The 20,554-nt window shown below is 66.2% G+C and carries 18 protein-coding genes; 8 read left to right on the top strand and 10 right to left on the bottom strand.

Annotated features, from left to right (window positions below; genetic code table 11):
- Nucleotides 1–61: 61 nt before the first annotated feature.
- On the top strand, nt 62–2,575 hold the full coding sequence (locus tag JOF55_RS03030) for a DEAD/DEAH box helicase (protein ID WP_310269200.1): 2,514 nt from the start codon (nt 62–64) through the stop codon (nt 2,573–2,575).
- A 203-nt stretch (nt 2,576–2,778) separates the two neighbouring features.
- A complete protein-coding gene (locus tag JOF55_RS03025; protein ID WP_310269198.1) occupies nt 2,779–3,201 on the top strand; it encodes a universal stress protein in 423 nt (140 codons plus the stop codon).
- Nucleotides 3,202–3,229: 28 nt separating this feature from the next.
- Here JOF55_RS03025 and JOF55_RS03020 read toward each other — a convergent pair whose 3' ends face one another.
- The gene (locus JOF55_RS03020; protein ID WP_310269195.1) at nt 3,230–3,754 is read right to left on the bottom strand and encodes a gluconokinase; all 525 of its coding nucleotides are present in this window, start codon (nt 3,752–3,754) and stop codon (nt 3,230–3,232) included.
- 133 nt (nt 3,755–3,887) lie between these two features.
- On the opposite strand from JOF55_RS03020, the gene JOF55_RS03015 reads away from it, so the two are divergent.
- On the top strand, nt 3,888–4,625 hold the full coding sequence (locus JOF55_RS03015; RefSeq protein ID WP_310269192.1) for a FadR/GntR family transcriptional regulator: 738 nt from the start codon (nt 3,888–3,890) through the stop codon (nt 4,623–4,625).
- Here the strand turns inward: JOF55_RS03015 and JOF55_RS03010 are convergent.
- The 7 genes from JOF55_RS03010 to JOF55_RS02980 form a co-directional block, all read right to left on the bottom strand.
- On the bottom strand, nt 4,622–6,043 hold the full coding sequence (locus tag JOF55_RS03010) for a GntP family permease (RefSeq protein WP_374727211.1): 1,422 nt from the start codon (nt 6,041–6,043) through the stop codon (nt 4,622–4,624). The two genes, JOF55_RS03015 and JOF55_RS03010, sit on opposite strands and share 4 nt — an antisense overlap.
- A 264-nt stretch (nt 6,044–6,307) precedes the next feature.
- Nucleotides 6,308–7,543: a lipase family protein gene (locus JOF55_RS03005; RefSeq protein WP_310269189.1), complete on the bottom strand. Its 1,236-nt coding sequence runs from the start codon at nt 7,541–7,543 to the stop codon at nt 6,308–6,310.
- A gap of 216 nt (nt 7,544–7,759) precedes the next feature.
- Nucleotides 7,760–8,377: a cyclodeaminase/cyclohydrolase family protein gene (locus JOF55_RS03000; RefSeq protein ID WP_310269186.1), complete on the bottom strand. Its 618-nt coding sequence runs from the start codon at nt 8,375–8,377 to the stop codon at nt 7,760–7,762.
- Nucleotides 8,374–10,071: a formate--tetrahydrofolate ligase gene (locus tag JOF55_RS02995; protein ID WP_310269184.1), complete on the bottom strand. Its 1,698-nt coding sequence runs from the start codon at nt 10,069–10,071 to the stop codon at nt 8,374–8,376. Before JOF55_RS02995 ends, JOF55_RS03000 begins: the two co-directional genes overlap by 4 nt.
- Nucleotides 10,068–10,913: a methylenetetrahydrofolate reductase gene (locus JOF55_RS02990; RefSeq protein ID WP_310269182.1), complete on the bottom strand. Its 846-nt coding sequence runs from the start codon at nt 10,911–10,913 to the stop codon at nt 10,068–10,070. The genes JOF55_RS02995 and JOF55_RS02990 overlap by 4 nt, the downstream gene beginning before the upstream one ends.
- Nucleotides 10,910–12,121 (bottom strand): glycine cleavage T C-terminal barrel domain-containing protein, encoded by a 1,212-nt coding sequence (locus tag JOF55_RS02985; protein ID WP_310269179.1) that lies wholly within the window; start codon nt 12,119–12,121, stop codon nt 10,910–10,912. Before JOF55_RS02985 ends, JOF55_RS02990 begins: the two co-directional genes overlap by 4 nt.
- Before the next feature lie 624 nt (nt 12,122–12,745).
- Complete coding sequence (locus JOF55_RS02980) at nt 12,746–13,444, bottom strand: GntR family transcriptional regulator (protein WP_374727210.1); 699 nt, start codon at nt 13,442–13,444, stop codon at nt 12,746–12,748.
- Nucleotides 13,445–13,581: 137 nt separating this feature from the next.
- On the opposite strand from JOF55_RS02980, the gene JOF55_RS02975 reads away from it, so the two are divergent.
- The 5 genes from JOF55_RS02975 (at nt 13,582) to JOF55_RS02955 (ending at nt 19,566) form a co-directional block, all read left to right on the top strand.
- Nucleotides 13,582–14,808, top strand: a complete 1,227-nt coding sequence (locus JOF55_RS02975) for a sarcosine oxidase subunit beta family protein (RefSeq protein ID WP_310269175.1) — start codon at nt 13,582–13,584, stop codon at nt 14,806–14,808.
- Between the two features lie 14 nt (nt 14,809–14,822).
- A complete protein-coding gene (locus JOF55_RS02970) occupies nt 14,823–15,098 on the top strand; it encodes a sarcosine oxidase subunit delta (RefSeq protein ID WP_310269173.1) in 276 nt (91 codons plus the stop codon).
- A complete protein-coding gene (locus JOF55_RS02965; RefSeq protein ID WP_310269170.1) occupies nt 15,095–17,980 on the top strand; it encodes a 2Fe-2S iron-sulfur cluster-binding protein in 2,886 nt (961 codons plus the stop codon). Before JOF55_RS02970 ends, JOF55_RS02965 begins: the two co-directional genes overlap by 4 nt.
- Nucleotides 17,967–18,593 (top strand): sarcosine oxidase subunit gamma, encoded by a 627-nt coding sequence (locus JOF55_RS02960; RefSeq protein WP_310269167.1) that lies wholly within the window; start codon nt 17,967–17,969, stop codon nt 18,591–18,593. The genes JOF55_RS02965 and JOF55_RS02960 overlap by 14 nt, the downstream gene beginning before the upstream one ends.
- 223 nt (nt 18,594–18,816) lie before the next feature.
- Entirely contained in the window at nt 18,817–19,566 is a 750-nt protein-coding gene (locus JOF55_RS02955) for an IclR family transcriptional regulator (RefSeq protein WP_374727371.1), read from the top strand.
- A gap of 30 nt (nt 19,567–19,596) precedes the next feature.
- On the opposite strand, the gene JOF55_RS02950 is transcribed toward JOF55_RS02955, so the two are convergent.
- Nucleotides 19,597–19,908, bottom strand: coding sequence for a GNAT family N-acetyltransferase (locus JOF55_RS02950; RefSeq protein WP_310269162.1), 312 nt, complete (start codon nt 19,906–19,908; stop codon nt 19,597–19,599).
- Nucleotides 19,909–20,011: 103 nt separating this feature from the next.
- Nucleotides 20,012–20,554 (bottom strand): GNAT family N-acetyltransferase, encoded by a 543-nt coding sequence (locus tag JOF55_RS02945; protein WP_310269160.1) that lies wholly within the window; start codon nt 20,552–20,554, stop codon nt 20,012–20,014.

The raw sequence follows: 20,554 nt of genomic DNA, 5'->3' as shown, positions 1-20,554 counted from the left end.
GGGTGCTGTCGGGCACCCCGCCTACCGCCGGTGGGAGATGAGCAGGGACGATAGGAGTGCGATGACGCTTACCGACCAGCTCCCGGACACCCCCGATCCCGCCCCCGACGCCCTGCTCGACACCTTCATGACGTGGACGAGCGAGCAGGACATCGAGCTTTATCCGGCGCAGGAAGAAGCGCTGATGGAGGCCGTGTCCGGGGCCAACGTGATCGTGAGCACGCCGACCGGTTCCGGCAAGAGCCTCGTCGCCGTCGGTGCGCACTTCACGGCGCTGGCCACCAAGCAGCGCAGCTTCTACACCGCCCCGATCAAGGCGCTCGTCTCGGAGAAGTTCTTCGCGCTGGTCGACGTGTTCGGCGCCGACAACGTCGGAATGCTGACCGGCGACAGCAGCGTCAACGCCGAGGCCCCCATCATCTGCTGCACCGCCGAAATCCTGGCCAACATCGCACTGCGCGACGGTGCGCGAGCCGAGGTCGGCCAGGTCATCATGGACGAGTTCCACTTCTACGCCGAACCGGAACGCGGCTGGGCCTGGCAAGTGCCGATGCTGGAACTGCCCCAGGCCCAGTTCGTGCTCATGTCGGCCACCCTCGGCGATGTCAGCCACTTCGAGAAGGACCTGACGCGGCGCACGGGTAGGGAGACGGCCGTGGTCAGCTCCGCCGAGCGGCCGGTCCCGCTGACGTTCCGCTACGCCATGACTCCGCTGCACGAGACGATCGAGGAACTGCTCGGCGGGAACCAGGCACCGATCTACGTCGTGTACTTCAACCAGGCCTCGGCCCTGGAGCAGGCGCAGGCACTGGTGAGCATGAACGTCGCGAGCCGGGAGCAGCGTGGCCGGATCGCCGAGGCCATCGGGGACTTCCGCTTCACCGCCGGTTTCGGTAAGACTCTCTCGCGGCTGATCCGGCACGGCATCGGAGTGCACCACGCCGGGATGCTGCCGAAGTACCGACGCCTGGTCGAACAGCTCGCCCAGGCAGGGCTGCTCAAGGTCATCTGCGGCACCGACACTCTCGGCGTCGGCATCAACGTGCCCATCCGGACGGTGCTGCTGACCGGATTGACGAAGTTCGACGGCACGCGCACCCGGCATCTCAAGGCTCGGGAGTTCCATCAGGTCGCAGGTCGCGCGGGCCGTGCAGGCTACGACACGGCGGGCTACGTCGTGGTACAGGCGCCCGAGCACGTGATCGAGAACGAGAAGGCGCTGGCCAAGGCGGGCGACGACGCGAAGAAACGCCGCAAGGTGGTGCGCAAGAAACCTCCCGAGGGTTTCGTGTCCTGGAGCGAGAAAACCTTCGACAAGCTCGTCGAGGCACAGCCCGAACCGTTGACATCGAGCTTTCACGTCACGCACGCGATGCTGCTCAACGTGGTCAACCGGCCGGGTGACGCCTTTGCGGCGATGCGGCACCTGCTGACCGACAACCACGAGTCCCGGCCCGCCCAACGGCGGCACATCCTGCGGGCGATCGCGATCTACCGGGCTCTGCTGGCCGCCGGGGTCGTGGAACGCCTCGACGAGCCCGATGAGCAAGGACGCACGGTCCGGCTGACGATGGACCTGCAGTTCGACTTCGCGCTCAACCAGCCGCTGTCGCCGTTCGCTCTGGCCGCGATCGAACTGCTCGACGCGGAGTCGCCCTCCTATGCCCACGACGTGCTCTCGATCATCGAGTCGACATTGGACGATCCACGTCAGGTCCTGTCGGCCCAGCAGTACAAGGCCCGTGGCGAGGCGGTCGCGCAGATGAAGGCCGACGGCATCGAGTACGAGCAACGTATGGAGATGCTGGAGGACATCACCTATCCCCGGCCACTCGAGGAGATGCTGGAGGCGGCCTACGAAACCTACCGGCGGGGTCACCCGTGGGTTGCCGAGCACGAGCTGTCGCCGAAGTCCGTCGCGCGGGACATGTCCGAGCGGGCGATGAACTTCGTCGAGTTCGTCAACCACTACGGCCTGGCACGGTCGGAAGGGCTGGTGCTGCGGTACTTGGCCGACGTCTACAAGGCACTGCACCACACCGTGCCCGACGATGCCAAGACCGAGGAGCTCGGTGATCTCATCGAGTGGTTGGGCGAGCTGGTGCGCCAGGTCGACTCCAGCCTGCTCGACGAGTGGGAACGCCTGCGCAATCCCTCCGGGGAGGAATCCGCTGCCCCGGCACCGACCGCCGACGAGACGTGGCGGGTGACCGCGAACACCCGCGCATTCCGGGTGCAGGTGCGTAACGCGCTGTTCCGGCGCGTTCAGCTTGCCGCCCAGCGCCGTCACGAGGAGCTCGGCGAACTCGACCACGAAAGCGGTTTCGATGCCGACGAGTGGGCGGAGGCGCTGGACGACTACTTCGACCAGCACGAGGAGATCGGCACCGGTGCCGACGCGCGAGGCCCTGCGCTGCTGATGATCAACGAGGACAACGACCCGTGGACCGCGCGGCAGATCTTCGACGATCCGGCCGGGGATCGCGACTGGGGTATCAGCGCCGAGATCGACCTCGCCGCCTCCGACGAGGCGGGCACGGCGGTCATCCGGGTGACCGCCGTCGACCAGCTGTAGGAATCCGCCTGCCGGTGCGGCAGCAGCCGGTTTCTCGGTGCCTGCACCTGTTGCCCGATCATGCCCGGCGGGCGTGTCGTGTGGTTGGCGAAGGCGATATGTGTGCCATACGATCAAGTGGTGTGTCGGAAAAGGGCCCGAGCGTTTGCTGAAGTACCGGCCTTTTCGTCATGGCAGGCGAGGGGCACCGGAGGGAGTCGATCATGGCGCAGCGTCCACCGATTGTCATCGTGGGCGTGGATGGCTCGGACAAGTCCGGACATGCACTGCGCTGGGCCGCGGAGTACACATACCGCCTCAGCGGTGTGGTCCATGCGATCACGGTGTGGCACCAGCCGGTCCAGTTCGGTTACCGAGTGGCCGTCCCCGACGTGGAGCTCGAAAAGCGTGCCCGGGTTTCCCTGGACAAGGTCGTCGATCCGGTACGTGCGGAGTTTCCCCAGGTGGACCTCAAGACAAGGCTGCTGCGCGGGCACGTGGTCGACGAATTCGTGGGGCTGACGCGTCAGGCCGACCTGCTGGTACTGGGCAACCAGGGGCATGGTGCTCTCGGTGGCATGATGCTCGGTTCGGTCGCGCTGAAACTCGTGCACAGCGCGCACTGTCCGGTGACCGTGGTGCGCTGACCGGAAAGTGTTGACCGGGCACTCCGGCTCACGACGGAGTGCTGTCGGCCGGTTGCTGTGCAAGCCAAGCGAGTGACCGTTGCACGAGATCGGTCGGTGCGAGTGTCAGGTCCAGCGTGGTGCCGTCCTCGTCGTCCTGCAACGGTTCGAGGTCCCGCAGTTGGGACTCCAGGAGTGCAGCGGGCATGAAATGCTCCCCCCGGCTGAGCATCCGGGATCGAACCAGGTCAGCAGGCCCGGACAGGTGCACCATCCGCAGATCCGGGGCGTGGACGCGCAGGATGTCGCGGTAGGAACGTTTGAGTGCCGAGCACGCCAGCACCGTCGATACACCGGCACGCCGACGTTCGCCCGTCCACTCCGAGAGCCGGTGTAGCCACGGAAGGCGATCCTCGTCGGTGAGTGCCTGCCCCGAGTTCATCTTGGCGATGTTGGCAGGTGGATGGAACTCGTCCGCTTCCGCGTACTCCAGGCCGCTCCGCTCTCCCAGCAGCTTGCCGACCGTTGTTTTGCCGCATCCTGCCACACCCATGATCATGACGTGGATCGACATCGTGTTTTCCTCTCTCGGAGTGGCTGTGGTTTGCATGCCGGCCATGCGGCCTTGGTGACAGTATGATTGGTGATATCAATGCGAGGCGCTGTCGTGGGCGATCTCGACGCCGGTGTGGGAGGTGGTGTGCCGGATGGTCTCGATGCATCATCGAACCCTGCATAACCGTGTGCTGAGCGTGCTCGGCCCGGCGATCGTCAGTGGTGACTATGTTCCGGGGGATGTGCTGACCCTCGAACGGATCGAGCAGCAGTTCGGTGTTTCGCGCACCGTGGCTCGCGAGGCCGTGCGCGTCCTGCAGTCGATGGGCCTGGTGGTGAGCAGGCCCCGCACGGGTGTCACAGTCTCCGCGGAAACCGAGTGGAACGTCTTCGATCCGCAGCTCATCCGCTGGCGCATGGCGGGACACGGCCGTGACGCCCAACTGCGGTCGCTGACGGAACTGCGAGCTGCCGTGGAGCCGCCCGCTGCCGCCCTGGCCGCTGAGCACGCGTCGCCGCAGCAGCGTTCCCGACTGGCCGAGTTGGGTCCGCTGATGGGCGAGACCGGCCGCTCCGGGGACCTGGAAGCGTTTCTGTCGTTGGACATCGAGTTCCATCGCCTCGTGCTGGTGTCCTCGGGCAACGAGATGATGGCCGGATTGTGCGAGGTCATCGAGGAGGTGCTGGTGGGGCGCACGGTGCATCGCCTGATGCCGCCGCAGCCCGAGGAGAAAGCCCTGCGCTTCCACGCGCTGGTCGCCTCCTCGATCGTGGCCGGCGATGCGGATGTGGCCCGAGTGGCGATGCACAGCATCGTCACCGAGGTGAGCGCGGCCGTGGCGGAGCCACCGCCGCGCACTCCCGACTCCACGGAACACGATCACGGCTAAGCCACCAGGCTGATCAGGAAGACCAGCAGGAAGGCGATCCCGCCGAGCAGGGTCTCCAGCACCGTCCAGGTCTTCAAGCCCGTTTTGACGTCCATGTCCAGGAAGCGGGTCACCAGCCAGAACCCCGAGTCGTTGACGTGGGAGAGCACCGTCGCACCACAGGCGATGGCCAGCACCAGCAGGACTCGGTAGAGCGGGGACAAGCCCTCGGTGGCCGCCACGGTCGGGGCGAGCAGCCCCGCGGTGGTGGTGAGTGCGACGGTTGCCGAGCCCTGGGCGACCCGCAGGGTCGTCGAGATCACGAAAGCCGCCACGATCAGCGGAAGTCCCGCAGCCTCCAACGTGTCGGCGAGAGCGGTACCGATCCCGCTCTTGTTCAGTACCGCTCCGAACATACCGCCGGCACCGGTGATGAGAATGATCGAGCACACCGGGCCCAGCGCACCGTTGACGATCTGCTCGACGTTGGCGTTGGAGCGGCCGCGCCCCAGCACCACGATGCTGAGAATGGCCGTGGCCAGCAGGGCGATCGGGGTCTGCCCGATCATCTGCAGCGCTTGCACCCACGTCTGATCGGGATTCACCACGCCGATGCTGCCCAGCGTGTCCAGGCCCGTGTTCAAAAAGATCAGGAACAGCGGGACCAGCAGGATCATGATCACGGTGCCGAAGCGCGGCAGCTGCACCGGGGGTTCCTGCCCCTCGTTCTCGGTGTCACTGGCGCCGCCACCGGCACCGCCACTGTTGATCCCGGCACCGGGAATGTTGGGGATCGGCACGTCGATACGGCGGCCGATGAACCGGGAGAACAGGTAGGCGCCGACGTACCAGGAGGGAATCGCGACGAGCAAACCGACCACCAGGACCAGGCCGACGTTGGCGCCGAGCAGCGTCGCCGCGGCGACCGGCCCCGGATGAGGTGGGACGAAGGCGTGCATCGCGGCGAACCCGCCGGCCACCGGCAGTGCGTACAGCAGCACCGAGCCACCGAATCGCTTGGCCACGCTGAAGATGATCGGCAGGAAGACGACGAATCCCGCGTCGAAGAAGATCGGGAAACCGAAGATCAGCGATGCCACGCCGAGTGCGAGGGGAGCGCGGCTGCTTCCGAAGCGGTTGATGAGGGTGTTCGCCAGGACCTGCGCACCGCCGGTGATCTCGAGTAGTCGCCCGATCATGGCTCCCAGGCCGACCAGCAGACCGACGCTGGCAAGAGTCTCCCCGAACCCTGCGAGCAGGGTATCCACGATCTCGTCCAGCGGTACCTGCGTGGCCAGGGCCACCAGCAGGCTGACGAGCACGAGTGAGATGAAGGCATGCAGCTTGAACCGCATGATCAGCAGCAGCAGCAACGCGACCGCTGCTGCTGCGATGAGCAACAGGGGGACAACCCCGTATGCGGGTTGCATCGTTTCCAACGTGGAACTCCTCGCCGTTGAGCGTTGCGTCGACATGGTGGGTCGACCGTGGTGCGCAACACTGTGCCGTAATGGTGATACGAATACAACCCCGTTTTGTGGCCGAGTTACTCGGGAGTTTCACCGCGAGGGGGCAAGTGCGCAATACAGGGATGCCCGCCGGAGTCTCGTGATCGGGTCCGATTACCGAACGAAACCGCCCCGGAGCACGGAGAGGCCCCGGGGCGGTCGGGATGGTGTTGACGTGGAGATGGCGTCAGGGCGTCAGAAGGTACCGCAGTTATCGGGAGCGGGAAGACCGGCGAAGCGTCCTTCCAGAAAAGCGAATGCCTCCGGGAAGGCTGCTGCTGCGGTGGCGGCGTGGGTTGGTGACGAGTAGGTGGAGAACCGCACGGTCGCCCCGGCTTCGCACCAGGCGCGGGCCATGCTCCTGCCTTGCTCGTACGGCACGGTGTCGTCGAGGAAGCTGTGCGCGACCAGAACCGGTGCTTCGGGGGCACGGTTGCCGATGTGCTGCTCGGCCAGGACGGCGGCGTAGGGCTCCTCGCCGAGGTAGGCCGACAGCGTACGACCGTCCTCGGTGAGCGTGCTGGACTCCGTGAACGGATATCGGGCGACGGTTTCGCCCACGCACTGCTGCTCGACCTCGTCGAGCAGTCGCTCTCCGCGCTCGTTGAGGATTTCGTCGGTGTTCACCGCGGGATAGGCGGCCTCGAGGCTGTTGATCGCGTAACCGGTGAAGCCGAAGTAGAGGCTGCCGTCGAGAAATGTAGCCACGGCGCCGAGGTCGGCCGGTACCGCTCCCGCGTAGGAGCCGCGGAAGTCCAGCTCGGGCGCGTAGTCGGCTTGTAGTTCCGCTGCGGCGGCGGAGGCACCGCCACCTTGGGAGTATCCGGAGGTGGCGACGGGCCCGTCGTCGGGCAGGCCGGACTCGTCCAGGCGCTGGGCGGCGCGGATCGCATCGAGCACCGCGTGCGCCTGCGAGGCGCGATTGGTGTAGGTGTGCGTACCGGGGGTGCCCAAGCCCTCGTAGTCGGTGATCGCGATTCCGTAGCCTCGTGCCAGCAGACCCTTCAGGAACAGGCCCTCGTATTCCTTGCCTGCGGCCAGCAGCTTGGAGGGAGCGCACTGATCACCCTGGCCCTGGGTACCGACCGCATAACCGATGATCGGGCGCTCGCCCGTGCCGAGCCACGGCGCGTGTGGGGTGAGTACGGTGCCGGTGACCGCCATGGGCTCGCCGTGTGTGTCCGTGCTGCGGTACATGATTCGCTGCACATCGGCCCGGGCGGGCAAGGTCTTGAGCGGGTCGAGGAAGAACTCCGATGGTTCGTGGCGGATGATGTCGCCGTTCTCTCCCGGAGGCAGGGGCGAAGGTGGATCGTAGAACGAGGCGGAGGTGGCGGGGGCTGCGGCGGTGCCGGTGGCGGTCACCGCCGCACCGGTCATGACTGCCAGGCACAGTGTCACCAGGCGGGGTAATCGGCCGGATGCGGGCATCGGGTCTCCCTCGATCGGTGCGAACGACCAACAATGAATCTTCGACGAAGATGTCGAAAAATATTCATGGTTAGGTGGATCACATGTCAACATCCCGAGCCGGAGGGCTCGGGATGCCTTCGCAGGATCCCGGTCGGTCAGCAGGGTGACCCGGTGTTCCGGGAGATCGAGTCGAGTTCGGGTGAACGGAGTCGGCCGTGGTGGGAGACCACGTCCTCACCCGGGGGAAACTCCACGTTCCGTGGAGAGGTCCGCTGTGGTCGGGTCCGTTCCCGCGCAGCGTTGTGCTGTGGCAGCCGCCGCGTCGGCTGCCACGTCGGCGGAGTCGGCGTGCTCGAGCGAGAGACCGGCCGTCGACAGGTTGATCCGCACGAGGACAGCGCTACTTCGTGCCGCACCGGCGGCGAGCGTGGCGGCGGTGATCGCATCGCCGCGCAATCCCGGCTTACCGCGTGCCGTCAGATCCGCCGCCAGATCGGCGATCTCGGCCGCGAGCAGGGTGAGTCGAAAGGGTGGCTGCGCCGATTCCGCGAGTGCTTCCCGCAGGGCCTGGGCACGCTCCGGATCCTCCCGGGGACGGCGCTGGGCCGCCAGTACCGCCGCATAGGAGTCCGCATCGGTCGTCGCGATCTCCATCGCACGTTCGCGGAGTCCCTCCGCTTGTGCCGTGAGCTCGTCCGAGTCCGGTAACGATGCCGACAATCGGGCGACCATCACCACCAGTCCCGCGGCGGCAGCCGCGGTCACCGCACTGACGCCGCCGCCGGTGGCGGACGGTGTCGGTGCGGCTACCGCGGCCAGGAAATCCCGAACGGAGGTGTCGAGGGGACTCAATTCAGCCCCACGACCTCACCGCGGTCGTCGATGTCGATGCGCTCGGCCGCGGGTTGTGAGCCCAGGCCGGGCATGGTGCGCATGTCACCGCAGATCGGGTAGACGAAACCGGCGCCCACCGAGGCTCGTACCTCGCGTACCGGAAGCGTCCATCCTGTCGGGGCTCCCAGCAGTGTGGGATCGGAACTCAGCGACAGGTGGGTCTTGGCAATGCACACCGGCAGTGAGTCGAACCCGTTCTCGGTGTAGCTGTCCAACGATCGGGCCGCAGCCGGTTGATAGGACACGTCCTCGGCACCGTAGACCCGCTTGGCGATCGTTTCGATCTTCGTGCGCAGGTCGGCCGAATCGGGATACAGGAACTGGAAGTCGCTGGAATCCTCGGCTGCCTCGGCTACCACCTCGGCGAGTTCGACCGCGCCTTTACCCCCGTCGGTGAAGTGGTTGCTCACGGCCACTCGCGCACCCGCCTGTTCGGCGACCTGACGGATGACGTCGTGTTCGGTGGCATGGTCGGTCGGGAACGCGTTGATCGCCACAACGGGCGAGACACCGTGCATGCGGATGTTGTCGATCTGCTTGCGCAGGTTGTCCGCCCCCGCCAGCACGTCGTCCGGGCTCTCGGCGAGCAGCTCGTCCGGCAACGGTTTGCCCGCCACGACACGGTACCGACCGGAGTGTGCCTTCAGGGCGCGCACGGTCGCGACCAGAACGGCTGCATCGGGACGCAACCCGGAGTTGCGGCACTTGATGTTGAAGAACCGTTCCGCACCCATGTCGGCACCGAATCCGGCCTCGGTGACCAGGAAATCGCTGCAGCGACTGGCGATCCGATCGGCCATGATGGAGGAGTTGCCGTGTGCGATATTGCCGAATGGTCCGGCGTGGACCAGCACCGGTGTGTTCTCCACCGTCTGCATCAGGTTCGGTTTGATGGCTTCACGCATGATCACGGCCATCGCTCCGGCCGCGCCCAGTTGTTCGGCCGTGACCGGGGAGCCGTCCTTGGTGTAGGCGACGACGATGCGCCCGAGCCGGGCCCGCATGTCGTGCAGCGATGTGGACAGCGCCAGCACCGCCATGACCTCGCTGGCGGCGGTGATGTCGAATCCGCTCTGCCGGGGTGTGCCGTCGGCACTGGTCCCGAGCCCGCTGACGATGTTGCGCAGTTCCCGGTCATTGACGTCGATCACACGGCGCCAGGTGACGCGGTGCGGGTCGATGCCGAGCCGGTTCCCCTTGTGCAGGTGGTTGTCGATCATCGCGGCGAGCATGTTGTGCGCCGCTGTCACGGCGTGCATGTCCCCGGTCAGATGCAGGTTCAGTGCCTCCATGGGGACGACCTGGCTGTAGCCACCGCCCGCGGCGCCGCCTTTGATTCCGAAGGTCGGCCCCATGGAGGGTTGGCGAACCGCGATCGTCGAGCGCTTGCCGAGTTGCTGCAGGGCCTGTCCGAGTCCGACCGTCGTGGTGGTCTTGCCTTCGCCCAGCGGAGTCGGGGTGATCGCGGAGACCACCACGTACTTCGCCGGGGTGGTCTCGGGAATCTCGTCGAACGCCTGCAGCGAGATCTTCGCGACGTCGCGGCCATAGGGTTCGAGCAGGTGTGAGCCGATGCCGAGTTGATCGGCGACGTCCTCCAGCGGTTTGCGGGGGGACGACCGGGAGATGTCCAGATCCGACGGGATGCTCATGCCGGAACCTCCTGCAGTCGTGCTGCCATGTCCTCGACCCACTTCTGGGTCCTGGTGATCTCGTTGAAGGTGAACAGATGCCAGCCCGCGATTCCGTAGTTCGGGGTGAGAAGGTAGGGACCGAGTTCGTCGAAGATGTTTTCGGGAGTGTAGCGCGTGAGCAGTTTGGTGACCATGCCGTTCTGCTTGCGCAGAAAGCGCATCGACTGGCCCAGTCCGATCTTCATGGAGATCCGGAGCAGCTTCTTCGGGTCCACCGATCCCGGAGCTCCGATGTAGACCGGCAGCGTGACCCCACGCTCTCGCAACGATTCCACCCACGACCGGATCGTGGTCGGGTCATAGCAGATCTGGGAAACGATGTAATCCGCATAGCGGGATTTTTCGTCGAGGGCTTGGACGGTCGTCGTGTCGGGGATGAAGGCGTGGGGTTCGGGATAGCCGGTGATCCCCACTCGGCGTGGCCGGATTCCCAGTTCGTCCATCGCCTGCAACAACGAGAGCGCACCGGGGAACTCGCCTGCCGCGGTGGGAGCATCGCCGGCGATCACGAACACTTCGGAGATTCCGGCTTCGGCGATCCGGTCACACAGTTGTGATAGGTGTGCACGATCCGTGATGAGCCGCGCGGCCAGGTGCGGAACCACGTGGAACCCCTCGCGCCGCAACCGCGTGGCGAGATCCAGCGTCGCCTCCGTACCCTTCGCCGAGGACGAGGTCACGGTCACGGTGGCATCCCTGGAAAGGGCTCCGACCTGGTCCATGGTGCCGGGCAGCGGCAGAATCTCGAACCGTGCCTGCATGAGGTGCCGCTGCAGTTGCTGTTGCGTGCTCGTGGTCATCGCGATGGCACCGCCGTTTCCTGCCGCTCGATTTGCTTGGGGATGTCCTTCTTCGGGTCGAGGAACGGCTTTTCGACCACGACCGCGTCCTGCGGTCCGTGCTGGGTATCGACGACCAGGGCAGTCCCCGTCTCGTAGTAGCTGATCGGCACCATCGCGTAGCCGATGTTGCGCTCCAGCCGGGGCGAGTAGCAGGCGGAGGTGACCTCGCCGATACGCAGGCCGTGTGGGTCGTGCACGTCGAAGACGTCGATCATCGACCCGTCGTTGAAGCTACCGACGCTCGGTCCGCCGATCTCCACCCCGACCAGCTTGCGGGTGATGCCCTCGTTGGAGACGCGGGTCAGTGCCTGCTTGCCGATGAAGTCGGCCTCCTGGTTGAGATCGACCATCCAGGTTGCTTCGAAGCCGTAGCCGACCTCGAACGGGTTGGTGTTGTAGGTGATGTCGTTGCCCCACGACAGCAGCCCGCCCTCGATGCGGCGGATGTGGCAGGGACCGATCACCTGCATGTCGTAGGGGCGGCCGGCCTCCCAGAGGGTCTCCCACAGTTTCACGCCATCCCTGCTGGCGTTGTGCAGGTAGATTTCGTAGCCGAGTTCGGCGGTGAAGCCGGTCCGGGAGACGACCAACTGCATCCCGTTCAGCTCGCGGTCGACGGCGTAGTAGTAGGGCACGTCGAGGATGGACTCGCCGAACAGGTCGACCATGACATCGCGGGACTTGGGGCCCTGAACCTGGACCGGGCCCACATCGGGCTCTCGGATCTGCACGTTCATGCCCAGGCTGTAGGCGAGTCCCTTGGCCCACAGCAGCACATCACTGTCGGCAAGCGAGAGCCAGAAGTGGTTCTCCCCCAACCGCAGCAGGACCGGGTCGTTGATGATGCCGCCGTCCTCGGCGGTGATGAACACGTACTTGCACTGCCCGATCCGGCACTTGTGCAGGTCCCGGGGAACCAGCATGTTGGTGAAGTCGAAAGCGTCCGGGCCGGTGATTTCCACCTGCCGTTCGACGCCGACGTCCCACAGTGTCACACCTTCCAGCAGGGCCCAGTACTCGGCGACGGGGTCCCCGTAGTGCCGAGCGTGGTAGGTGTGGTTGTACACGCTGTACAGGCTCACGCCGTGCCTGCGGGAGGCGTAGAAGAACGGGGACTTGCGGATTCGCGGGTACTGCAGGATTCCCGGGTTCGGATTGATGCTCATGGGGTACTCCTCGAGGGTTGTGTGGTTTTCTTTCGGGTCGGTTTCCACGGGTGGATTTCTGCGAGTGAGTTGACGGGTGGGTTTGTGGATGGGTTGATGACGCCCGGATCGCTGTGGTCAGCGACCGGGCGTTGCATATGGGAGCGACCGGGCGTTGCATATGGGGTGGTCGATCGCGATCAATACCGGTCAGCGGCGCATGCGCGTCATCTTCGGATCGAAGGCGGGATCGATGACGACCGTTGCCGGATCTCTCCGCCGGAAGCGGACAACCTGCACATCGGTGCCCTCCTCGGTGAGATCGGCGGGCAGCCGGGGCAGGCGAGGCCGACATCGATGCTGTGGCCGTAGCGCGAGGGGGCGAGCACGTCGGTGACCCCTCGACGTGCGAGGTGGCACACCGCGCTGCAGCCGGCGACTCCTGCGCCAACGATGAGTACACCCGCGCTGGAATCGAGTTCCGTACCCATCTCCACCCCCTGCTGTCGTTGCGCCTATGACAACTAACTGCGTCACACGCAACAGTGCGCTTGGGGGCTCGTGTGCGTCAAGACACACATTCGAGCGATTTCGGTGGGTGCAGTGCCGACGCGGTGCGTGTCCGACCGCGGAGGTCGTCCGTGTTCAGATCACCTGGCGGATGGCGTGCTCGAAATGGTCCACGTGCGCGACCGCGATCCGGTCGGCACGTTCGGTGTCGCCCTCGATAACGGCCTTGAGCAGCTCGCCGTGCTCGACGACGTGGTCGGTGACGTCGGGCAGGCGGTCGAAGAACAGGCACCAGATCCGCACGGCGAGGTTGTAGTACTGGCCGAGCGTGTTCTCCAGGTAGCCGTTGTGGGTGCAGCGATACACGGTCCGGTGCACCCGGGTATCCACATCCATGATCGGGGCCTGCTCACCGGGCAGGGCTTCGACCAGTTCGCGTAGTTCCTCGAGTTCGCCGCGCTCGGCTTCGGTGACGCGTTCGGCGGCCCGTTGCGCCGCGTGTCCTTCCAGTTGACGGCGCACGTCGGCGATCAGGGCGTGGTCGGTGATGTTGACCTCGGTGACGAAGCTTCCGCGCCGGGGATAGATCGCGATGAGCGATTCGGCCTGGAGCCGCTTGACGGCTTCCCGGAAGGGCGTGCGTCCGATTCCCAGTTCCTTGGTCAGGGGCTCCTCCTGCACCGGCGATCCCGGGGAAAGCCGCAGCGACAGGATGAGATCCCGCAGGGTCAGGTACGCGCGCTCGGCCTGTGAGAGGTTCTGCGTCCGGTGCATTCCTGTGAAACCGTCGACAGGGGAGCTGTCACCTGATGGGGAATTGACCGCTGATGACATGGCTCGTAGCCTACCTCACAGACTGACATATCAGTTGTCGTGTAGTTGTACACGAGAATTATTCACTGGTGTCTCCGGCCGCCGGACCGGCACAAAGGCGTTCCCTCGACGAAGGCTTTTTCCGCAAGGGAGTCACTGTGGGCGCACCTCGGCATGTTCCCCCCGATCCATCGGCACGCCTGTGGCGTAATCCCGAACCGAAACGCGGTTACGACGTGGTCATCGTCGGTGCGGGCGGACACGGGCTCGCCACGGCGTACTACCTGGCTCGCAACCACGGCATCCGCGATATCGCGGTGCTGGAGCGTGGCTGGCTCGCGGGCGGGAACATGGCTCGCAACACCATGATCATTCGTTCCAATTACCTGCTCGACGAGAGCGCGGCACTGTACAACCACGCGCTGAACCTCTGGGAGCAGCTACCCGCCGAACTCGACCACGACTTCCTGCTCAGCCAGCGCGGCGTTCTCAATCTCGCACACACCGAGCAGGAGGTCCGCGATGCCCGACGCCGGTCCTTCGCCAACGAGCTCAACGGCGTCGACACGGAGTGGGTCACTCCCGAGGAGATCGCCGAGATCTGCCCCATCCTGAACACGTCCGACGAGGTCAGATATCCCGTACTCGGTGCGACCCTGCAACGTCGCGCGGGCATCGCCAAGCACGACCACGTGGCGTGGGCACTGGCCCGCAAGTCCGACGAGATGGGCGTGGATTTCATCCAGGGCTGCGAGGTCACCGGCTTCACCACCGACGGTGACCGAGTCACCGGGGTGCAGACCGATCTCGGCCCCATCGCCGCGGGTCGGGTCGGATTGGCCGCGGCAGGCAGGACCAGCCTGCTCACCGACACCCTCGGTATCCGACTGCCGCTGCAAAGCCACCCACTGCAGGCACTGGCCTCGGAACTGCTCGAACCGGTGCATCCCTGCGTGGTGATGTCCAACCACGTCCATGTCTATTGCAGTCAGGCACACAAGGGTGAGCTGGTGCTCGGTGCGGGGATCGACCCCTACAACGGTTACTCCCGACGGGGCTCGATCCGTACGATCGAAAATCAGCTCGCCGCTGCGGTCGAATTGTTCCCGATCTTCGCGCGGGCACACATGATCCGTACCTGGGCGGGAACGGTCGATGTCACCCCGGATGCCTCTCCGATCATCGGTCCGACCCCGTACGAGAACCTGTTCGTCAACTGCGGGTGGGGCACGGGCGGTTTCAAGGCCACTCCCGGTGTGGGGTGGGTCTTCGCGCACACCATCGCCACCGGTGAGCCCCATCCGATCAACGCGCCGTACGGCATGGAGCGCTTCACCACCGGGGCGCTCATCGACGAACACGGGGCCGCCGCCGTCGCGCATTGAGGAGGTTCTTCGCCATGCTGTTGATTCGTTGCCCATGGTGCGGTAACCGCGAGGAGACCGAGTTCCGCTACGGCGGACAGGCGCATGTGCACCATCCGCAGGATACATCCACTCTGGACGACCAAGCCTGGGCCGAATACCTGTTCATCCGGGACAACCCGTGTGGAGAACTCGCGGAGCGATGGGTACACACCGCCGGGTGCCGACGGTGGTTCAACGCGATCCGCGACACGGCGACCAACCGGATGCGCGCCGAGCTGCCCTCGGCGAGAAAGCCGGTGACGCGATGACGAATCCGAACCGCCTCGATGCTACGACCAGGGCGGGGCGCATCGATCGCACCCGCACCCTGCGGTTCACCTTCGACGGAGTCGAGCTCTCCGGCCACCCCGGGGACACGCTGGCTTCGGCTCTGCTGGCCGAGGGCAGGATCGCGGTCGCGCCGTCGATCCGTCGGAGCCGCCCACGCGGCATCGTCGCTGCCGACTGCACCGAACCCAACGCACTCGTGCAACTGCACGGTGCCTGCCAGGAGCCGATGCTGCCCGCCACCCGGATCGAGCTCCACGACGGGCTGGTCGCCGAAAGCCTGTCCGGGGTCGGCCGTCTTGGCGACGAGGCCGACACCGCGGTTTACGACAAGAAATACGTGCACACCGATGTGCTCATCGTCGGAGCGGGGCCGGCCGGGATCGCGGCGGCATTGTCCGCTGGTCGCAGTGGTGCGCGCGTGGTCCTCGTCGACGAACGGCGAGAGCTCGGCGGCACGCTGCTCGACGGTGGTGAGTTGATCGACGGCCGCCCGGCCACGGACTGGATCGGCCGGGCCGTGCGCGAACTCGTGGAAATGACGGAGGTCCGGGTGCTCACCCGCTCCACCGCGGTCGGTTGCTACGAGGACAACTACGTGCTGATCGCCGAGTGTCGCACCGATCACCTGGCCGAGGCCGTTCCACACCACCCGCGCCAGCGGCTGTGGCACGTGCGTGCGCAGCAGGTCGTTCTCGCCACGGGCGCACACGAGCGGCCGATGGTCTTCGCCGACAACGATCGGCCGGGCATCATGCTCGCCTCGGCCGTGCGCAGCTATGTCAATCGCCATGCCGTGCTGCCGGGACGGCAGGCGGTCGTGCTCACCACATCGGACAGTGCCTACACCACCGCACTGGAACTCATCGCCGCGGGAGCACGGGTACCTGCCGTGGTGGACACGCGGGCGAATCCGCCCGCACACCTGACCGAACAGATCCGGGAGGCCGGTGGCCGGGTATATCCGGGGTCGGCCGTGGTCGCCACCGGGGGTGAGGACCGAGTGTCCTCGGTCCGGGTGGCGGGCATCGACGCGGAAGGCTCCCCGACGGGACCGGTGCACGATTTCCCGTGTGATCTGCTGGCGGTCTGCGGGGGTTGGAACCCGGCGGTACACCTGTTCAGCCAGGCGGGTGGCGCCCTGCGCTGGGATCCCATCGCGGCGGGATTCGTCCCCGAGAAGTCGTCCGGTGCGCTGCCGAAGGTCATCGGATCCGCACGCGGAACCTACGATCTCGCAGGCTGCCTGTCGCAGGGCCTGGCGGCAGGCGCCGAAGCGGCGACCGCCAGCGGTTTCCGCGTCGCGGCGCCACCGGTGCCGCCGGTCGCGGGAGACCGGCCATGTACCCAACCCCGTCCACTGTGGTTGGTCCCGGCGGAATCGGGAACTCCCGACGAATGGCACGACCACTTCGTGGACCTGCAGCGCGATGCCACTGTGGCCGATATCCGGAGTGCGCTCGGGACGGGGATGCGCTCGGTGGAACATGTCAAGCGCTACACCACGATCTCCACCGGACAGGACCAGGGCAAGACCTCGGGGATCAACGCCATCGGGGTGATTGCCGAGGCCCTGGCGGCCGGTTCGCCGGGTGAAGTCGGAACGACCACGTACCGCCCGCCGTACACCCCGGTACCGTTCGCGCTGATGGTCGGCCGGGACCGTGGCCATCTGTACGATCCCGTCCGGACCACGCCGATGCACTCCTGGCACGTGGCAGCGGGCGCGGAGTTCGAGAATGTCGGCCAGTGGAAGCGTGCGCGGCACTATCCACGCCCGGGCGAGGACATGGACGCCGCCGTGCAGCGCGAATGCATCGCGGCACGGACCGGTGTGGCCATGCAGGACGTGAGCACTCTCGGCAGGATCGAGGTGGTGGGGCCCGATGCTCCCGAGTTCCTCGACCGCGTCTACACCAGCGGATTCGCCAAGCTGCCGGTGGGCAAGGCCCGCTACGGCATGATGTGCACCGCCGACGGGATGGTCCTCGACGACGGGGTGTCGATGCGGCTGGCCGAGGACCGCTACCTCATGAGCACCACCACCGGTGGTGCCGCCGGTGTGCTGGACTGGCTGGAGGAATGGCTGCAGACCGAGTGGCCGCACCTCGTGGTGTACTGCACCTCGGTCACCGAGCAGTGGGCCGCGGTGGCGGTCGTCGGTCCCGATTCCCGCACCGTGGTCGGACGCCTCGCACCGGACCTGGACGTCTCGGCGGAGGCCTTCGGGTTCATGGAGTTCCGGGAAACCACCCTGCACAACGGGATTCCGGCACGGATATCCCGGATCTCGTTCTCCGGCGAACTGGCCTTCGAGGTCAATGTGCCCGCCTGGTCCGGGCTCGCCGCGTGGGAGGCGATCGCCGAGGCCGGGGCGGACCTGGGCATCACCCCGTACGGCACCGAGGCGATGCACGTGCTGCGTGCGGAGAAGGGATTCGTGATCGTCGGGCAGGACACCGATGGCACGGTCACCCCGCTGGATCTGGGCATGGATCGGGTGGTTTCCCGACGCAAGGACTTCATCGGCAAGCGTTCGTTCGCACGGCCGGACACCGCACGCACCGACCGCAAGCAGTTGGTGGGGCTGCTTCCGGTGGATCCGGAGAAGTTGTTGCCGGAGGGGGCACATCTGGTTGCTCCGGACGCGCCACGGCAGCCGCCGGTGCCGATGCTCGGGCACGTCACCTCCAGTTACCGCAGTCCCGCGCTCGGGCGGACGTTCGCGCTCGCGTTGATCACCGAGGGGACTCACCGCCTCGGTGAGGTGCTCCACGCGCCCGTCGGTGGCACCGACATCCCCGTCGAGGTCACCACACCGATCTTCTACGACGAGGAAGGAGTCCGCCGTGACGGCCGTTGACATCGACGAAACACGGACCGCATCCGCGAGCTTGCGACGGAGCCCTCTTGCCGACCGCGAGGACGAACTCGCCTCGGCCGGTACGGACGGACTGCGTGGCGTTCGGTTGCGCGAGGAACCGTTCCTGACCCAGGTGAACCTGCGAGCACCTACCGCGAGTCCGTCGGTCGCCAGGATCGAGCGGACACTGGGACTCACCCTGCCGCGCGAACCCAACCGGGTGGCAGGCGGCGAGCACGATGCCGTGCTGTGGCTGGGTCCCGACGAATGGCTGGTGATGGCTCCGGAAGGCCAAGCCGGGCGGATCGTGGAGGCGGTACGAACGGCGTCGGCGGACTCACCGGGCTCGACGGTGGACGTTTCGGCGAATCGGACCACGCTTCGACTGGCCGGTCCGACGGCTCGGGAGGTACTGGAGAAGGTCTGCTCGCTGGACCTGCACCCGCGTGCGTTCGGACCGGGCCAGTGCGCGCAGAGCTTGTTCGGGCGGACGCAGGCCGTGCTCTGGCAGGTCGGTACCGAACCCGACTACAGGCTGCTGGTACGTGGCTCCTTCGCGAACTACCTGACGGATCTGCTCCTGGATGCCATGGCCGAGTTCACCCATCGGTGATCGCTGTCCGCGGTTCCCGAGGAGCCGAATTCCGGACTTCCGCCGGGCACTTTCGCTGCGATGTTGCGCTATAGGGAACAGCAGGTATGATCCAGCACAGATGTGGTTTCCTGGTATCAGAGAGTCGAGACGCGCGGACGGTTCCGGCATGCACCCCCGTAACGGATACTGTTGACCCGTGGGTAACGCAGAGGAGTCACGCGCCAAGAGCTCCGGTGCACTCGTGCAGTCCGTCGATCGGGCTGTGACCGTGCTGGAATTCCTGGCGCGCAATGGTGAAGCCGGGATCACGGAGATCGCCGGTGAACTGGGAGTGCACAAATCCACCGCGTCCAGGCTGGTCAGCGTGCTCGAAACGCGGGGCATGGTCGAGCAGCTCGGTGATCGCGGCAAATACGCGATCGGGTTCGGTGTCGTCCGGCTCGCCGGAGCGGCGACCGAGCGCATGGATCTGCCTCGACTCGGACGGCCGTTCTGTGACTCGCTGGCCTCCGAACTGGGCGAGACGGTCAATATCGCGGTCCGGGACAACGACGTCGCCATCAACATCAGTCAGGCGCGGGGAACCGCGGCGGTCACCGCGCACAACTGGGTCGGTCAGCGCACTCCGCTGCATGCCACCTCGAGCGGGAAGGTGCTGCTCGCGCATGCACCGCAGGAAGACCAGGACGAACTTCTCACCGAGGAACTCGAACGGTACACGGTGCGCACGGTCACCGAGCCCGACGAGTTGCGCAAGGACTTCGACGCGATCGTGCGGGACGGTTATGCGACCAGCTACGAGGAGCTGGAACTCGGTCTCAACGCCGCTGCCGTCGCGGTGTACAACCATGACGGTGGTGTGATCGCGGCGCTGAGTGCCTCCGGCCCGTCCTACCGGTTCTCCCGGAAACGGGTCCAGGAAGTCGTGGGCGCGATGACGGTGGCCTCCGAGGAGCTCTCGGCGCAGCTCGGCTACCTGCCGCAGTCCTGATCGCGGCCTGCTCGGGCCGGTCCGCTCGGATCAAAGATCGAATTCGGGACGCAGCCGCTCGGGTACCAGGTCCCGGTAGTCGGGATGTTCGGCGATCCAGTCGCGAACGAACCAACAGTGCGGTACGACGGCCGCATCCCGCAGGCGAGCGGCCTCCAGTGCGGTACCGACCAGTTGCGTACCCAGTCCGCGCCCCTTGAACCGGGAGTCCACCTCGGTGTGCACGAAATCGATCGTCTGCTCCCGGGTGCGGTACTCGGCGAAGCCGATGAGTTCCTCTCCCGAATAGAGCTCGAACCGGGAGCGGTCGGGATTGTCGATGACCTCGGGTGTGGGCTGCACGCTGGACCTCTTCCCATCGGTGCCGGATGGTGTTCGTCTCCGACTCGTACAAGCGTTTTCCGGGCGCGGCCGGCAGGTGCGACGGTCCGCTCGGGAAGGAACCTCAGGAAGGAACACTGTCGAGATCAGCGGGGCGGATCCGAAACACCTGCAGTCGAAGTCCATAGTACTTGGTGGTTTCCCCGACCCATTCCATGCCGATGTGGCGGGCCGTGGCGATCGCACGAGTGTTGTTCGTTCGGGCCACGGCGAACAGTTCGTCGATGTCCTGGGTGAATGCCCATCGCATGAGTAGCCGGCAGCCCTCGGTGGCATATCCGCGTCCCCATTCGTCGGGCCGGATCTGCCAGGCGATTTCGACGTCCTCCTCGTGCGGCGGCAGCAGCCGCAGCGCGAGCCCGCCGACGACCACCTCGTCCGCGCGCCGCACCAGCGCCCAATGGCCGCTCGGGGGGATGAGGTTGGGTTGGTCCTCGATCCAGGCCTCCAGCACCGAGCGCATCGCGATGGGGTCGGGGACCTGCTGCATCGCCGGAGCCAACCATTTCGCGATCTCGGCCGATCCGTAGATCGCGAACGCCTCCTCGGCATCGTCGACGGTCCAGTCCCGCACCAGCAGGCGGTCGCTTCGTAGCGCCGGATCCAT

Origin of the sequence: Haloactinomyces albus, from assembly GCF_031458135.1 — a bacterium.
Lineage (GTDB): Bacteria > Actinomycetota > Actinomycetes > Mycobacteriales > Pseudonocardiaceae > Haloactinomyces > Haloactinomyces albus.
This window is presented reverse-complemented; position numbering and strand designations above follow the sequence as displayed.

Bases quoted from the DNA above. Each gene is read 5' to 3' on its own strand.
- JOF55_RS03030 (WP_310269200.1), top strand. From the start codon at position 62: ATGACGCTTACCGACCAGCTCCCGGACACCCCCGATCCCGCCCCCGAC.
- JOF55_RS03025 (WP_310269198.1), top strand. From the start codon at position 2,779: ATGGCGCAGCGTCCACCGATTGTCATCGTGGGCGTGGATGGCTCGGAC.
- JOF55_RS03020 (WP_310269195.1), bottom strand. From the start codon at position 3,754: ATGTCGATCCACGTCATGATCATGGGTGTGGCAGGATGCGGCAAAACA.
- JOF55_RS03015 (WP_310269192.1), top strand. From the start codon at position 3,888: ATGGTCTCGATGCATCATCGAACCCTGCATAACCGTGTGCTGAGCGTG.
- JOF55_RS03005 (WP_310269189.1), bottom strand. From the start codon at position 7,543: ATGCCCGCATCCGGCCGATTACCCCGCCTGGTGACACTGTGCCTGGCA.
- JOF55_RS02995 (WP_310269184.1), bottom strand. From the start codon at position 10,071: ATGAGCATCCCGTCGGATCTGGACATCTCCCGGTCGTCCCCCCGCAAA.
- JOF55_RS02990 (WP_310269182.1), bottom strand. From the start codon at position 10,913: ATGACCACGAGCACGCAACAGCAACTGCAGCGGCACCTCATGCAGGCA.
- JOF55_RS02985 (WP_310269179.1), bottom strand. From the start codon at position 12,121: ATGAGCATCAATCCGAACCCGGGAATCCTGCAGTACCCGCGAATCCGC.
- JOF55_RS02980 (WP_374727210.1), bottom strand. From the start codon at position 13,444: ATGTCATCAGCGGTCAATTCCCCATCAGGTGACAGCTCCCCTGTCGAC.
- JOF55_RS02970 (WP_310269173.1), top strand. From the start codon at position 14,823: ATGCTGTTGATTCGTTGCCCATGGTGCGGTAACCGCGAGGAGACCGAG.
- JOF55_RS02965 (WP_310269170.1), top strand. From the start codon at position 15,095: ATGACGAATCCGAACCGCCTCGATGCTACGACCAGGGCGGGGCGCATC.
- JOF55_RS02945 (WP_310269160.1), bottom strand. From the start codon at position 20,554: ATGGATCCGGCGCTACGAAGCGACCGCCTGCTGGTGCGGGACTGGACC.